The sequence below is a fragment of the Sphingobacterium sp. JUb20 genome, from assembly GCF_004342035.1.
Lineage (GTDB): Bacteria > Bacteroidota > Bacteroidia > Sphingobacteriales > Sphingobacteriaceae > Sphingobacterium > Sphingobacterium anhuiense.
This window is the reverse complement of record NZ_SLYV01000004.1, coordinates 228,733-244,230: the sequence shown is the minus strand read 5'-3', so window position 1 is coordinate 244,230 and position 15,498 is coordinate 228,733. Positions and strand designations below refer to the sequence as shown.

The window sequence follows — 15,498 nt, the reverse complement described above, 5'->3', positions numbered from 1 at the left end:
AAAATGCTCAAAAACATGTAAAAAAAAAGGAAAGTTCATCTATCCGGTAGATGAACTTTCCTTTTGTTGATCATTTACAATCCTTCCTAAAAAATCATAAGGAAGTATAATAATGAATTTCACATTCTGGAATAAACACGTTACCAGATCAATTTAACTACATCAACCATTCTAGTCCGATCGTGCGGCTCAATATTCATTTTCAATTTCCCACTTTCAACGACAAACGGAACAGATTTACCTGTCCGAAGCAATACAGCCTTTTTAGGAGACTGGTTTACATCCATTTCTACCGTCTTATGAAAATTGGGAAATACATGTACATAAGCATCTTTTCCTTTACGGGTAACGGGTTGATTAGACTTCTCTGGAAAATCACCACTAGTGGTCTCAAACACAGATTCAGCAGAATGTTTCATCCACGTAGCCATCGTCTTCCAAGCCTCAATAGCCTCTTTAGGTATGCTTCCATCAGCAGCAGGTCCAACATTAGCTAAATAATTACCATTCCACCCCCTCAAGATGATTAGCTTTTCGATTGCCTCATTGCCCGTCATCATCCTGTCACTGGTTGAATAACTCCACCAGCGCTGTGGCCAGCAAGGGTCACAGGTCTCAAACCAGCTATTGAATCTTTTTGTTGGCAATACACCCTCCGAATCAGCATAATCACCAACCTCTCCATTCCGACGGTTGATCACGATCCCCGGTTGAAGCGCCCGGACTTCATCATTAGTCATTTCCCCCGCACCACCATCAAACCAAAGCAGATCAATCTTTCCATAGTTTGAAAGCAATTCCTTAAGCTGTCCTCTCACCAGATCCCGTTTCTTCGCCTTATGCTGTTCGGTCATTTGTGGCAATTTACCGATCTTTTCATACGAAGTATTCATGACCAATTTTCCACTATAATCCCAATTGATATAATCCTGATCGAAGTACCAATCTGGTGGAGAATAGTAAAACCCAATCTTCAAGCCTTTTTTTCGGCAAGCATCTACCACTTCCTGAACTAAATCCCGGCCCTTCATTTTTTGTTTTACACCTAGCTCACCATAATTGCTGGGCCATAAGGTATAGCCGTCATGATGTTTTGTCGTTAAAACGATATATTTAAAGCCTGCTTGAGCAACCAGATCGATCCAATCTTTAGGATTGAAATTCTTTGGATCCCATTGATCCGCTAAACCCCAATATTTTTTAGGAACCAGCTCACCATCTTCCCAAGATTTATTAGCATACATTCCCCAGGAGAGATCGATCCCGCCATGTACAGCTGCCAATCCAAAATGGATAAACAAACCGAGACCAGCAGCAGGAAACCATTGCGCATCGGGATGGCTATTAATCCTGACATCTTGTGCTCCTGAATAGCCCGCTGCATTCTGACCAAGGATGGTATGCTGTGCTTTAGCGGCATCTGTTTCCTGTCCGTAACTAGCATGTACCAAAGCTAGACAGAGGAATAGAATACTTTTTTTTATCATTTATTCATTTTATATATCCAGACACACTGAAATTTTCATTATAAATCAATATTCCCACTACACATTTCTTCTGTAACCAAGCTCTGCACCACCGCTCACGGGTAAATTAACTCCCGTAATAAAGCGTGCTTTATCAGACAATAGAAATACGCAGGCATCAGCGATCACATCACCTTCAGGGCAGTAGCCCAATGCATGAATATCTTTCAAAAAATCAAAGACCTTATCGGGATCGGCCTGCTCCTGAGCCCATGTCTTAAGCATTGGCGTCATTACTGCTGCAGGAAGCACAGTATTAACCCTTACTCCATCTTTTGCATAGTCCAGCGCCATTGATTTAGTAAGCGCATTGATGGCACCTTTTGTCGCCGAATAAGCCGCATGATTTTCCTGTCCGATCTCTCCCACCAAACTCCCTGTATGTATGATACAGCCTTTCGACGCTTTTAAATGAGGATAACCATGACGTGTCGTCAACAAGATACTCTTGATATTCACATTCATCAAGAGATCCCACTCATCATCTGTTGTTGTATGCAAAGGTTTTGATGGGGAACCCAATCCGGCATTGTTATGAATAGCATCTAGCTTTCCAAAACGGGCTATTGTCTTTTCTACACTCTCCCGTACATCCTGGTCTTGAGACACATCACAGCAAATTCCCAGATGCTCACCACCTATTGTTTTTATCGTTTCCGCAACACTCAGCTCGTCCAATCCGATGACAGCGACATACGCCCCCGCAGCAACATACGCTTGTGTGCAGGCCAATCCAATCCCCGCTGTACCGCCGGTAATCAAGATTACTTTATCCTTCAATTCTTTCATTGAACTCGATCTTTTTATAGCTATTTATTATTAAAAGCCCCTAAGCTTTTTCTTGTCAACTTTATGCCAGTACCGTGATCACGACTACAGCAATTTCTGTAAATTAACGCTTTTTCCAGGAGTCAGTTTGACTTCAACTACACGACCCTTATATTTCACTTTACAGGTAGTAGCGTATTTTGCTTTGACAAAAGCAGACTTCAATTTACCTCCTTGCCAATTCATATCCACTTCGACAGCTCCTCGAGCCTTTAAACCTGATACTTCACCGTCACTCCAGCCTTGCGGCAATGCGGGTAACAATTCTATAAAATCTTCATGACTTTGCAAAAGCATTTCAGCCATTCCTGCGATCACACCAAAATTACCATCAATCTGAAAAGGAGGACAAGCGTCAAACATATTATAATATGTTCCACCACCGCCATCATATTTTGTATTCATATCTCCAGTCGGCCTCAACTGCTTATTCAACATCGTCAATGCACGATCACCATTATGCAACCTTGCCCACAGTGCAATTTTCCATGCGTAGGTCCATCCCACACCATCATCACCCCGTTTTTCTAAAGATTTCTGTACCGCCTTAGCTAGCTCCGGTGTTTTATTCACCGTTATTTCGTTACCCGGATAAAAGGCAAATAGATGTGATAAATGCCTGTGAGCAGGTTCAACTTCCTCAAACTCATATGCCCATTCCATTAACCTGCCATCGCTTCCTATTGTTGGTCTTGCCAATTTCCCTTTAGCGACCTGTACTTTTTTCACAAAAGCATCTTGCTCACCTCCCAAAATCGCAGCTGATTTAAGCGTATTTTCAAAAAGGTTAAAAATAACCTGTTGATCATGTGATGGGCCCATACTGATCTGTGCCACAGAACCGTCAGGAGCTTTAAATGAATTTTCAGGAGATGGAGAAGGACCAGAAACTAAAAAGCCAGTTTTAGGGTCAGCGACCAACCAGTCCAAATAAAATAGACAAGCCTCTTTTAAGATCGGATAAGCTTTGGTTAAAAAAGCTTTATCCTTTGTAAAAGCATAATGTTCCCAAATATGTTGCGCTATCCAGGCGCCACCACCAATGTGCATGCCCCAGCTCGCACTTTCTCCAGGAGAAGTATACCCCCATACATTTGTGATCGGGTGCAGGGCCCAACCCGACATTTGATATTGTGTTTTTGCAGTCTTTTGACCCGGGGCCACTAAAGAAGCAATCAGGTCCATCAATGGTCGATGCGATTCCGATAAGTTTGACACTTCCGCCGGCCAATAATTCATCTGAACATTGATATCCGTATGGTAGTCACCATTCCACGGAGTCTGTATTTTATTAGCCCAGATTCCTTGCAGATTTGCCGGTAATCCACCATCTCGTGATGATGATAACAGGAGATATCGACCATACTGAAAATATAATGGATACAAAACCTGTTCATTCCCAGATTGCACATTACTAGCCATCAAGGTGTTTGTTGCTTGATCATTCTTTGCATTTCCTAATCGAAAGTCCACTCGGTTCATATAAGACGAGAAATCTTCTGTATGTCTCTTTTTCAGAAGCGGATATTTTTTAGACACAATCTTAGCCACGATTTGAGCATGCTCTTTTTCAAAATTTGGATTAACAAATGTTGGATATTCCTGCTTATAATTTGTCTTAGCCGTCACAATCAGAGTCAATGCATTTGCCCCAGTAATCTGGATCGCTTTACCTAATGCACTAATTTTTCCGCCTTCCAGCACCGGAGTGACCTGCGCAATATATTTCATTCCAACTCCTCCTCTACCGTTGTCCATCGTTCCTGACATCTGAAGCCTATTGTCAACCACACGTGTCTCGAACCTTTCCGGTCGATCCAGGTTCAGAGCAACCTGAATTGCTCCGGGACGATCCGCAGTCAAACGAATGACAATAGCCTGATCCGGATGACTAGCAAACACTTCCCTCGTAAACTTGACGCCATTCTGAATAAAAGTTGACCGCGTTATTCCGCTCATCAGATCCAGTTCGCGATAGTAGTTTTGATATGGTTTATCCGATCCAAAATCTAACCGCAGATCACCTAATGTCTGAAAACAACCAAAAGGCACGTTTGCCCCATTTCCGGATCCAGATCCCTTACCCTTCGTTATCTGTGTTTTATTCGTTAGCGCTGTCGCTTCTTTGTATTTTCCTTCAAAGAGCAATTGCCTAATTTTGTTGAGTGCGTTCGGTGCATCCGGATTATCGCCATCATCCATACTACCGCTCCATAACGTCATCTCGTTAAGCTGTATACGTTCATGGTTGACATCGCCAAATACCATAGCTCCAAGTGAACCATTACCTACAGGCAATGCTTTCAGCCATTCGGGATCACTTTCCCATCCATTTGCCGCATCTTTGACAAGTGCATTAGCCGGACTTTCATACCAAATTTTATTCCTTTTTGCATCCTGGGCTTTCAAAGTCGAAATACCAATACAAAAAATTAGTAAACAAGCAGCAAGTTGCTTTGTATTATTCATTGCAATTATTAGTTATGAGTGTCGGTTTTAATTGGTAAAAATGAGCACATGACACTCTGTTTAATGATATATTATATAATTTCGTTTACATAAACGAAATTAAAATCAAATAAATTTTTCGATAGCGAAAATTCTAAGATACAATATGTATTTTAATCTGTGTGGAAAACCTCTTCCATATCTGACCAGGTTGCGCCCTTTGCCGCAGCATCTGGTAAAGGAATTTGACAGGGATCCGTCTCTTTCCACCAGCGCTGTGTCTCTGGATGATCTCCCATTTTCTTCATATCCAATTCAAAATTATCACCTACATATTCAAAATAACTAAAGAGGTAGTTTTTACCGTCTATTTTTTTTAAGTAAATGGAGTAATTCTGTATATTACATTCTTTTATCATTTTTAACACACTAGGCCATGCCGCTGCATGGAGCTTTTTATACTCCTCTATTTTCTCTTCCTTAAGTCCGGTTACAGATGCATACCTTTTCATCTTTTGAGATGAATTGGAGGCTTTACAGCCGACGAAGATTAATGAAACCATCACTACCCCGATTACAAATCGAAGTAATACCTTTTTATTTAAATATTCCATATAATACCACAACAATTAATAACAATAGTCCCGATAATACCCTATAATTTCCAATACCTTTCCAAGCTTTTCCCTTAAGAGGTTCCAGTGGATTTTTCCAGTACAATTCCTTACTTTCAGCTGTATGTTGCACAGGAAAACGATAAGAAAATATGATTTGTATCAACACACAGATTATAAACAGATAAAAAGCCATCACCATAAACGGAACCTGACCGATCCAGGTTTCCGGAAAAAGCTTATTGGCAATAAATACGATCACACCCAATGCAGATCCAATCCATAGCGTCCATTTCGAAGATGCGGCGGAAGCCTTCTTCCAGAAGATTCCTAAAAGAAATACACATGTTATCGGCGGAGCGATATGTGCGATGACATCGTTGATTCCATTGAATATACTTTCATACTTATCTAACAAAGGTAGAAGAGCTAAAGAAAAAGCCATCGCCACTACTGCTGAAATCTTACCTGCGGTAATCAGCTGTTTGTCTGTTGCCTGTGGTCGTTTTTGTTTATAAATATCATAGCTAACCATTGTAGAAATAGAATTGAGTGCACCTGATATCTGACTCATTAAACCCGATAGCAAAGCTGCGACCAATACCCCGATCAAACCAGATGGCAACAATTGTGTAATCATCAACGTATAGATACCTTTTGAATTTACATTTCCGGCAACGTCAACACCTAAGCTTGTCAGATCCAACTGCCCAGTTTTAAATAAAGTGTAGGCAAATAATCCAGGAAGAACAAAAATAAAAACCGGCAAGATTTTAATAAACCCACAAAAAAGTGCACCCACGCGGCCATGATTTTCATCCTTAGCACCGAGTACCCGCTGCACAATCGTCTGATCCGCACACCAGTACCAGATACCTAAAATGGGGTAACCTAAGATCACGGCATACCACGGCATACCACTGCTGTCCCCATGGGGACGCAACATCGATAATCGTTCAAGCTGACCTTCATCAACCAAAACATCCTTCATCGAAATCCATCCGCCCATCTTATCGTAAGCAGCAAAACTGATAATAAAAGCACCAGCCAAAAGGACAATAGTCTGGATAGATTCCGTTATAACCACTGCCCGTAAACCTCCGAGTATCGTATAGATGCCCGTGATAATACAGATGACGGTAATACTCAAATACATATCAAAACCAAAAAGTGTTTTAAGTACAATCCCCCCTGCCAACATCGAAAATGCGATATGAATCACAATTGCCGATACAATGGATATCATCGTCAGCCATTCACGACTTGCTTTATCATACCTACGTTCCAAGAAATCAGGTAAAGTTGAAACACCTGACTTCAGATAAAACGGTACAAAAAACAAAGCAAGCAGGATAAGAGTAAAAGCTGCCATCCATTCAAAATTACCATTCAACAACCCGGTATCAAATCCGCTCTGTGCCAAACTAACTAAATGGACCGTTGATATATTTGTTGCAAAAAGAGCAAGTCCTATTGCCGGCCATTTCAACGATTTGCCCGCTAAAAAATAGTCACTGGCAGAACCTTTATTTTCGAGTTTCTGACTCACCCCCGCCCATATCCCTACCGCTAAGATGAGTAGTATATAAATGATGGCAATACTTAAGTCTAACGATCCTAACATCAAATTATTAATTAAAGTAAATCACAACTACTTCCTACTTCCATAGGAGTTTTATACACGCCCCCTTCAATCTGTACAGGATGTACAAAATGGGATTTTAAATGCGGAATATGTTCTAAGAATAATGCTTCATGACCCATGGAAATATGATTAAAAAGCACCAGATGCTGATGCAATTGTCCCATATCGCCTACATGTGGCACTACCGGAATATTATATTTTCGACATAATAAACTTACACTGATAAATTCACTAACACCACCTACCCTGACAGCATCGACCTGCACAAATCCAGCGGCATTTAGCTGTAGATAATTCTTAAATACAATACGATTGGGGACATGTTCACCCATTGCAACCTTAATTGGCGCTATTGCATCTGTTAATGTCTTATGTGCTAAAATATCATCTGGATGTGTAGGCTCTTCAATCCAATATGGATTCATCGCTTTCAGTTCATCACAGATCGACAGTGCCTGCGGAAGTGTCCATTGCTGATTTGCATCCAGCATGACAGTAGCGGCATCGCCGGCTACCTCCCTTACAATATGAGCACGTTTAATATCACGGAGCGGGTCAGTACTTCCAACCTTCAGCTTCATCGCACTAAAACCATTATCTAAAGCCCTACGGCAATTCTCCCGCACTTGCTCATCCGAGTAGTTAAACCAGCCCACTGAAGTATCGTATCCCGTATAGCCACTATCAATGATACCCATACGGCTATCCTTCGTGGCCAAATTCGTTTCTAACAAAGCAATCGCTTGCTGAGCGGTCAATTCATCTTCTAAATACGATAAATCAAGTGTATTCACAATCTCCTTAGCTGTCAGATCGGTCAACAATTTCCATAGCGGCACACCTCTGGTTTTCGCCCATAGATCGTAACAAGCATTGGTTACTGAAGCCAGTGCCAAATGCACAATTCCTTTATGGGGGCCCAACCATCTAAACTGCTGTTCATTGCTCAGCGCATTGAATATACGACCAAAGTCGGCCATCGTTTCTTCTATCCCTTTACCCACTAAGCGTTCAGCATAAAAGGCCGCAGCCTGACATACTAATTCATTACCAGCCCCAATAGTAAAGGCTAATCCAGTACCCACACGGCCTTTGTCATCCACTAATCGGGTTACGGCATAAGAATAAATTGGGTCTTTATGCACAGCATCACTTCCAGCTCCTGTATTCAAAGGAAAGCGTTTATCTTCGATATCAAATCTCGTTATCATCTATTTATTTAAACTGTTATTTTATTATTATATGTTTATTTCGTTAATGTCAATCTTGTGCAAATGAAAAGGGAGAGGGGACTCCCTTTAATCACCATTTTTAAATCTTTCAATACAACTAATTCATAATATATTTATTCAAAAATTCTTTTGTATACTGACAGCTCGGAATACTAATATGGATAAAGAGAACTTATTCCTCCAAAAATCATAATAAGTGTAGTCCGTAAAAACTGCTATTTACCACGATGTGGCATTTTTTTATCATTGGTTATTTAATGATCATAAAATTAACGTAAATAAATACGTATGATTGACGGATTATTAATCAGTATTGATACTATATTAACATAAGAGCGCTCAAAACGTCCGCCACTTCTTTAAATTGTTCAAGATGATCATGCTGAGTTAGGAGTAACAAAAAGACAGATTGCACGAAATAACCACTATTTAATAACCTGGTTAGAAAATAGTAAAAAGGCTACTTCATCAATAAAGAAGTAGCCTTTTTACTAAAAGTTACAATACCTTACCAACCTGTATTTTGCGGTTTCAAGTTCGGATTAAGGGTCAATTGATCTATGGGCAACGGATTTAAATAATTTTTATCATTCCATGACCATTTTTCAATATTTGAGTAAACCCGAATATATCCATCCACCGTACGCGGTAAGTTATCAACTCCCTGAGAAGCTGGGTACTTCGCTTTGTAGGCATCAGTAAGTTTCATTCCCAGGATTGTATATCGATTTTCCAGAAGTTTCCCAGCCTTCCATCGCAACAGATCATTAAAACGAAACCCATCTCCTGCCAGTTCGATACGTCGCTCTCTTCTGATCTCTTGTAAATGCAAACTGATATCAGGATAGTTGGTGTTAGGATCGCCAACTATAGCATTCAAATTAATATTTGGCATCCCTGCCCGATCACGAAGTGGCTTAATAGTCATATCTATTATACTTTGATCCAATTCACCTAATTCGGCTTTAGCTTCTGCGTAATTAAGCAAGACTTCTGCATATCTAAATATAAAACGATCTATCGTCTCCTGATTTGCATTGAACATTGCCGGATCTGAGGAACGTCCTTTAATAATTTGGTATCCAGTTGAAGTCGCCGCAGAGTTGATATTAGGTCTTTCAAGAACAATTTGAGAACCATTCGTATTTTGAGTGAGTACAAATCCCGGTGTACCGATAGTTTGTTTATAACGTGGATCACGGTTTTTAGATTCGTTTTCAGGTGTATCATCTCCAGCATATAAAGGTGACAATGCAAAAGGCAATCCATCCTTACACAAAAAGGACCTCGCAAAATCCTTGCTAAAACCCGTTCCAGCTTCACTCAGCGAACGTGTATAATTGGTCGTATTTAAATTTGTGATATAGATTCTACTGAGTATTGATTCTTTATTATTCGATAAATCAGTTTGTAGGAAGATATTTCGGTAATCAGCTTCAGGATTTCCGGTATTATAAATGAGGTATTTATTGGAATTAATAATTGCTAAAGAAGCATCAGCGGCTGCCTTTAAAAATTTTTCTTCGTCTCCCAAAGCATGATATTTTCTGAATGTACCTTCCCAAAGGCATATCCTGGACTTTAAAGCTTGAGCGACGTATTTATTAATTCGGTTATCATTTGCGGGCTCACCTAAATTGGCTATGGCATAATCCAAATCTTCCAGAACAAAATCCATAACTTCCTTATGCGAATTTCGACCATTCATCAATTCAGGGGATGTTTCATTCAGATCTGTTTTATAAATAGGTACAGCTCCGAATGTCACCACCTTCTGCCAGTAAAACATGGCTCTAAAAAAACGAACTTCCGCATTATATTTATTCTTTAGAGCATCACTGATACCCGGATCTACATTTCTAATAAGAAAAAAATTACAGGCTCTTATACTAGCCCAATCACCTGTGGCCCATCCTCCACCGCTTGCCGGAACGGTAAGCGTACCAGCCAATAATGTGCTACGATTGTTAGGAACAAGGTTATCAGTTGATGCATTATCATTCCATGAAAACTCCACGGGCAATGTACCATAAAATTGATTGGTATATAACTTTAAATCCGTCTCGGTTTTAAAATATGTATTTTCTGTAAACGAAGTTTGAGGCGATCTGTCTAAAAAGTCTTCCTTTTTACAAGCCGTCAAAAAACTAAGTGTCAGCAATGTACCTAGCACTACTATATGTTTATTTTTCATTTTTTAATTTTTAATGATGTCAGCTCTAAGGAACATTTTCACATTTGTTTTTAGTTGCTACATCTGTTTTCATCTATTAAATTTACCTTCTCGATTTGATGGATATCACTTTGCTTAATATGCATCACCATACGTTATAGATAGGCTTCATCATGAACAATACAGTAGGTTAAAAACGCAACTGTACTCCCGCCGAAAATCCTCGGTTCAGTGGATAATCATTATTTCTGTCAAATTGCTCTGGATCGAAATTTTTGTAAAGCTTAGTGAATTCAAAAAGGTTTTGTCCGGTTGCGTATACTCGAATATTTTTCACCTTTATTTTTTCCAATAACTTTGGTGATAGTGTATATCCAAGCGTAAGCTGTTTTAAACGTAAATAAGCCGCACTCTGCAGATATTTGGTTTGTGTCTGAAAGTTTCCTCCTCCGCCAAACCGTAATCTAGGAAAATAAGCGTCTGTGTTTTCAGGAGTCCAGTAATTACCGACCAAAGCTTCGGAAGGAGTCGCCCATTCACTCGTAAAACCCCAGAAATGATTCCCGCCCAACATCATATCACGTTTTCCGATTCCTTGCCAGAACATCGTAAAATCAAAACCTTTGTATGTAGCACCCATGTTAACACTATACTGATAACGCGGTGTACTGTTACCGATCAGCTTTCTATCTCCGGCATTACTAATCGTATTATTACCAAAATCTATTTTCTCATCGCCGTTGAGATCTTTAAACTTAATATCACCTGCTAACCATTTCCCTCCAAAAAGTTGGGACTGATTGGTTGCTGCGGCCTCTTCATCCGTCGCAAAGAAACCATCTGTTTCATATCCCCATATTTCACCTTCCTTATAACCCACATATCTAGTTCCGATTGTTCCTAAAGGATTGAGGTCAAATTTGGTGATTGTAGCCTGGTAATCTGACAGCGCAAGTGTGACATTGTAATAAAAATCTTCACCAATTTTGTCCTTCCAATCTAAACTCAAGTCGAAGCCTTTAGTCTTAAGATCTGCTGCATTCCTTTGTGGTACAGCTGTCCCCAATACTGCAGGTGCTGGAAAACCGGCAACTAGCATATTACTTGTTTTTCTGGTATAGATGTCAAGCGCACCTGTTAGTTTACTATTTAAGAAAGCAAAGTCAAAACCCAGGTTGGCAGTAGTCACCTTTTCCCAAGTAAAATTAGAACTTACCAACCCCGGAGCATTTACAGCAGTTTGTTGTTCATTGCCAAATATATATTGACCTAAACCGTAAGGCATTGTTGCTACATAAGGATAATATGCATCATTGTATTGATTGGCAATTGTTCCATAAGAACCTCTGATTTTGAATTCACTTAAAACAGATTTGAGCGGCTTAAAGAAATTCTCTTCAGACATCCGCCATGCTACCGAACCAGTTGGTTGAAAAGTGTATCTTTTTCCTCTGCCATAGCGTGAGGTACCATCATATCTACCATTGACCTCAACTATATATTTATTATCATATATATAGTTGATCCTAGAAAAAGTACCATTCAATGCGAGATCTTGTATGGCTGCGTCAACTGCTGGTTTAACATCATTATTGAGGCCCAATGCCGGCATTTCCTGATTAATTAAGTTTCTCGCCAAAGCATTGAAACCTTTTAAATACTTATACTCCTCATTATATCCGAGCATAAACTTAAAATAGTGTTTTGAAGCAAAGGTGTTCTCATATTGACCGTAAATATTAAACACTCTATAGGAATCATTACTGTTTCTTTCTGAGACACTCGAAGTAGCTGTCCAAGGATATAATCCCAGATCGATCCCATCAACACCATATTCATGAAATGATTTGACATTACTCGTATTATTGAACGTATATGTATTCCAGGTATAATCCCCTATAATCTTTACGTTCTTAATGGGTCTGATTTCAAATAAACCAGTTAGCCAAAGATCATTTTCTAAAGTTAACGAACGTCCGTTCTGCTTCAATACAGCTATTTCACTAGTAAAGCCACCTTGTCCAGCAAAATTTCCGTCTGGGTGATAAATTGGAACAATAGGCCATAGACCCGAATTTAAAATTTCCACATTGCCAATAGATCTCGAAGCAGGACTATTGTCATTCTCTCTGTTAAACTTAACATTTGTACCTACTGTGAGCCATTTGTTAAGATCCGAGCGCAATTCCAGTGCAAGATTATAACGTTTATATGCCTGATCAGCAGCTTTTAAAATACCCTTTTGATCAAAATATCCTAAAGAAGCCCTATATACAGTACTCTCGCTTCCGCCGGCCAACGATATATTTTGCTGTACCTGTGGGGCGTGCCCATTATACAATGCGGCAACCCAATCCGTATTTCCTACATATCTATATCGCACATCCGTAGGATTCTGTATATATACCGAATTTTCAGGAATTGGATTAGCGATATACTCCATAGCTTTTTGAAGATCCAACGCTGTAAAAGGGTCTGTAGCAGTCTGACCACTCGTAAGCGTACCTGTTTTATTGGCCTCCATATGCCCTTTGATAAATTCAACAGAATTCATTGTCTTAGGTAGCCTAGTGGGTCTGGTCAATCCATAATCAATAGAATAATCAATCTGTACAGGCATATTTTTACGCCCTCTCTTGGTCGTGATCAGAACTACACCATAAGCTCCCCGCACTCCGTAAATCGCGGTAGAAGCCGCATCTTTTAACACCGTAACACTTTCGACATCTGCAGGATTGATAAGATTGGGATCCATCTGTACATTATCCACTAAGATCAATGGTCCGCCACCGTTGATGGACGTTGTACCCCTAATATTATAATTGGCTGTGGAACCAGGTTTCCCACCATTCATCGAGATGTTTAAATTAGGAATAAGTCCCTGCAAACCTTGCCCTAAGTTAGTAAGCGGTCTACTTTCCAGACTCTTAGAACCTACGCTGGCAACGGCACCGCTCAAATTTACTTTTTTCTGAGTACCATATCCAATAACAACTACTTCCTCTAAATCACTCATCGCTGATAACAGTGAAACTTGGATATTATCACTATTTTTGATGGTAACTTCTTTTGGCTCAAAACCCACTATTGAAAACTGCAGCACCGCATCCTTATCGGTCACCTCGATCTCAAATTTTCCACCGGTACTACTGGCAACCTGATTATTTCGCCCTTTTTCTGTAACCGTCACTCCACTCAATGGTTTACCGTCCTGATCCTTTACGGTACCTGAAATAGATCGTTTTTGAAGAATCGTTTTATCTGCTGACACCTCTGCATTGGATCCCATTCTTTTACTTAGAATAATATTTTTGTCTACTTGCTTAAAGTCCAACTGGTAATCCTCTAATACACTTTTTAATACCTCCTTAAAAGGTCTATTATTAAAATTTACGTCAACCAGCCTTTGCTTATTGAGCAAAGCTTCATTATAAAAAATATTATATCCACTCTGTCTTTGAATATCCTTCAGTACAGAAGATAATTTAACGTTTTTCTTCGCAATGGTTACATTTTGACCAAAAGAAAAAGCACTGACCTGCAAACTAGTAGCCAGTAATAAGGGAATAGCTAATGACAGTTTCATAGCAATTGGAATTTTTGTAGCTGGGCGCCTGTTGTCCATTGACAAGACATCCCATTTATTTTTGTAATTTAGCATTGGTTGTATATAATTTTTATAGGTTCTATTCAATCACATGTCCATCAAGGACGCAAAATTCAGGGGCGGTCTCAACGCTCCTGAATCTTTGATTCTTTTATTTCTTACAGCATGATGTGCAATTCTCTTCCTTTCAATTTAAAGCTAAATCCTCCTGTTAAAGCAATTGTTTGTAATAGTTTATCAATATCCGAATAGCGCGAAATGGTTCCAGAAAAATGAACGTGATCAAAATTTCCATGGTACTGCACATCAACGTTATACCAACGACATATATCTTCCATAACGGTACTAAGGGATGCATTGTCAAAGGAAAAATTGCCCTCTTTCCAGGCAATAATATATAAGGGATCTACCTGATGTTGCTCAAATTGTTGTTTTTGAGGATCAAATGTCGATTGATCATTAGGTAATAATATTCTTGATTCCATATCCATACTTGGGTATTCCAACTTTACTTTTCCTTCTACAAGAGTTGTTACGACTTTCGCTTGGTAGCTATTTATATTAAATTGTGTACCCAGTACTTCTAGTCTTTGTTCTCCGGTATTTACGATAAAGGGAACATGCTTTCCAGAGACCTGATGCTTTGCGACATTAAAATATGCTTCACCATCCAGTTCAACCGCTCTTTTATCAGCGCTAAACACAATGGGATAGCGTAATGTAGTTGAAGCATTCAACCAGACTTGTGTACCATCTGGTAACAGCAACTGGTATTCGCCACCACGAGGAGTTACAATTGTATTATGTGCCAACTTGTTCGCTTGCTGCAACGAAGATTTTAACCGGTAAGATATATGCCCTTCTTTACTTTTTACAATGGAGAAAGAACCTAAATCGATAACTGTATCTCCCACTATTTTATCCAGATCAATCTTGCGTCCGTCATCCAGAATGATGGTTGCACGTTCCTGCCCGGGCACAATTCTTGAATTGCTACTTTCTTGTACTACTTTTATATTATCCGAGAGATTATTATCCGCAAGTTTCCAATATAATAAAGCAACGATAACACCTACAAATAAGGAAGCAGCGATACTTAGTTTTTTATATAAGATTATTCGCCTTGAAGTTTGAACAGTAACGATAGATGATTGAAACTGCAGACGCTCATCTCGGATTATATTAGCATACATCTTCCGGGCAATGAGATCTTGAACACGATTATTATCTTCCAGCCCATCTTCTAACCAGACTTCTTCCCAAGCAGACTGAAACAAGGGATTATCGATCAATGTCCTGATCAATGCAATGTCTTCTCCACTACAGCGCTGCGAATAATAAAGGCGAATTAACTGTTTATAATCTTCGGTTTTTGACATATCGATCCTATGCTTTCATGAGGAATACTCGCACAAGTCTATCAAT

The 15,498-nt window shown here is 39.6% G+C and carries 9 protein-coding genes; all 9 read right to left on the bottom strand.

Annotated features, from left to right (window positions below; translation table 11 throughout):
* Nucleotides 1–140 precede the first annotated feature (140 nt).
* A complete protein-coding gene (locus EDF66_RS08790; protein ID WP_132842055.1) occupies nt 141–1,487 on the bottom strand; it encodes an alpha-L-fucosidase in 1,347 nt (448 codons plus the stop codon).
* A 57-nt stretch (nt 1,488–1,544) separates the two neighbouring features.
* Nucleotides 1,545–2,315 carry an SDR family NAD(P)-dependent oxidoreductase gene (locus EDF66_RS08785; RefSeq protein WP_132842053.1) on the bottom strand — a complete coding sequence of 257 codons (771 nt, stop codon included), beginning with the start codon at nt 2,313–2,315 and terminating at the stop codon, nt 1,545–1,547.
* 84 nt (nt 2,316–2,399) lie between these two features.
* Nucleotides 2,400–4,823 carry a glycosyl hydrolase family 95 catalytic domain-containing protein gene (locus tag EDF66_RS08780; RefSeq protein WP_132842051.1) on the bottom strand — a complete coding sequence of 808 codons (2,424 nt, stop codon included), beginning with the start codon at nt 4,821–4,823 and terminating at the stop codon, nt 2,400–2,402.
* A gap of 152 nt (nt 4,824–4,975) precedes the next feature.
* A complete protein-coding gene (locus tag EDF66_RS08775) occupies nt 4,976–5,416 on the bottom strand; it encodes an L-rhamnose mutarotase (RefSeq protein WP_243656016.1) in 441 nt (146 codons plus the stop codon).
* Nucleotides 5,400–7,040: a sodium:solute symporter gene (locus tag EDF66_RS08770; RefSeq protein WP_132842049.1), complete on the bottom strand. Its 1,641-nt coding sequence runs from the start codon at nt 7,038–7,040 to the stop codon at nt 5,400–5,402. Before EDF66_RS08770 ends, EDF66_RS08775 begins: the two co-directional genes overlap by 17 nt.
* Nucleotides 7,041–7,051: 11 nt before the next feature.
* Nucleotides 7,052–8,272 (bottom strand): enolase C-terminal domain-like protein, encoded by a 1,221-nt coding sequence (locus EDF66_RS08765; protein WP_132842047.1) that lies wholly within the window; start codon nt 8,270–8,272, stop codon nt 7,052–7,054.
* Nucleotides 8,273–8,801: 529 nt separating this feature from the next.
* Nucleotides 8,802–10,487 carry a RagB/SusD family nutrient uptake outer membrane protein gene (locus EDF66_RS08760; protein ID WP_132842045.1) on the bottom strand — a complete coding sequence of 562 codons (1,686 nt, stop codon included), beginning with the start codon at nt 10,485–10,487 and terminating at the stop codon, nt 8,802–8,804.
* A gap of 169 nt (nt 10,488–10,656) precedes the next feature.
* Entirely contained in the window at nt 10,657–14,127 is a 3,471-nt protein-coding gene (locus EDF66_RS08755) for a TonB-dependent receptor (RefSeq protein WP_207898542.1), read from the bottom strand.
* 104 nt (nt 14,128–14,231) lie between these two features.
* Nucleotides 14,232–15,452: a FecR family protein gene (locus EDF66_RS08750; RefSeq protein WP_132842043.1), complete on the bottom strand. Its 1,221-nt coding sequence runs from the start codon at nt 15,450–15,452 to the stop codon at nt 14,232–14,234.
* Nucleotides 15,453–15,498 lie beyond the last annotated feature (46 nt).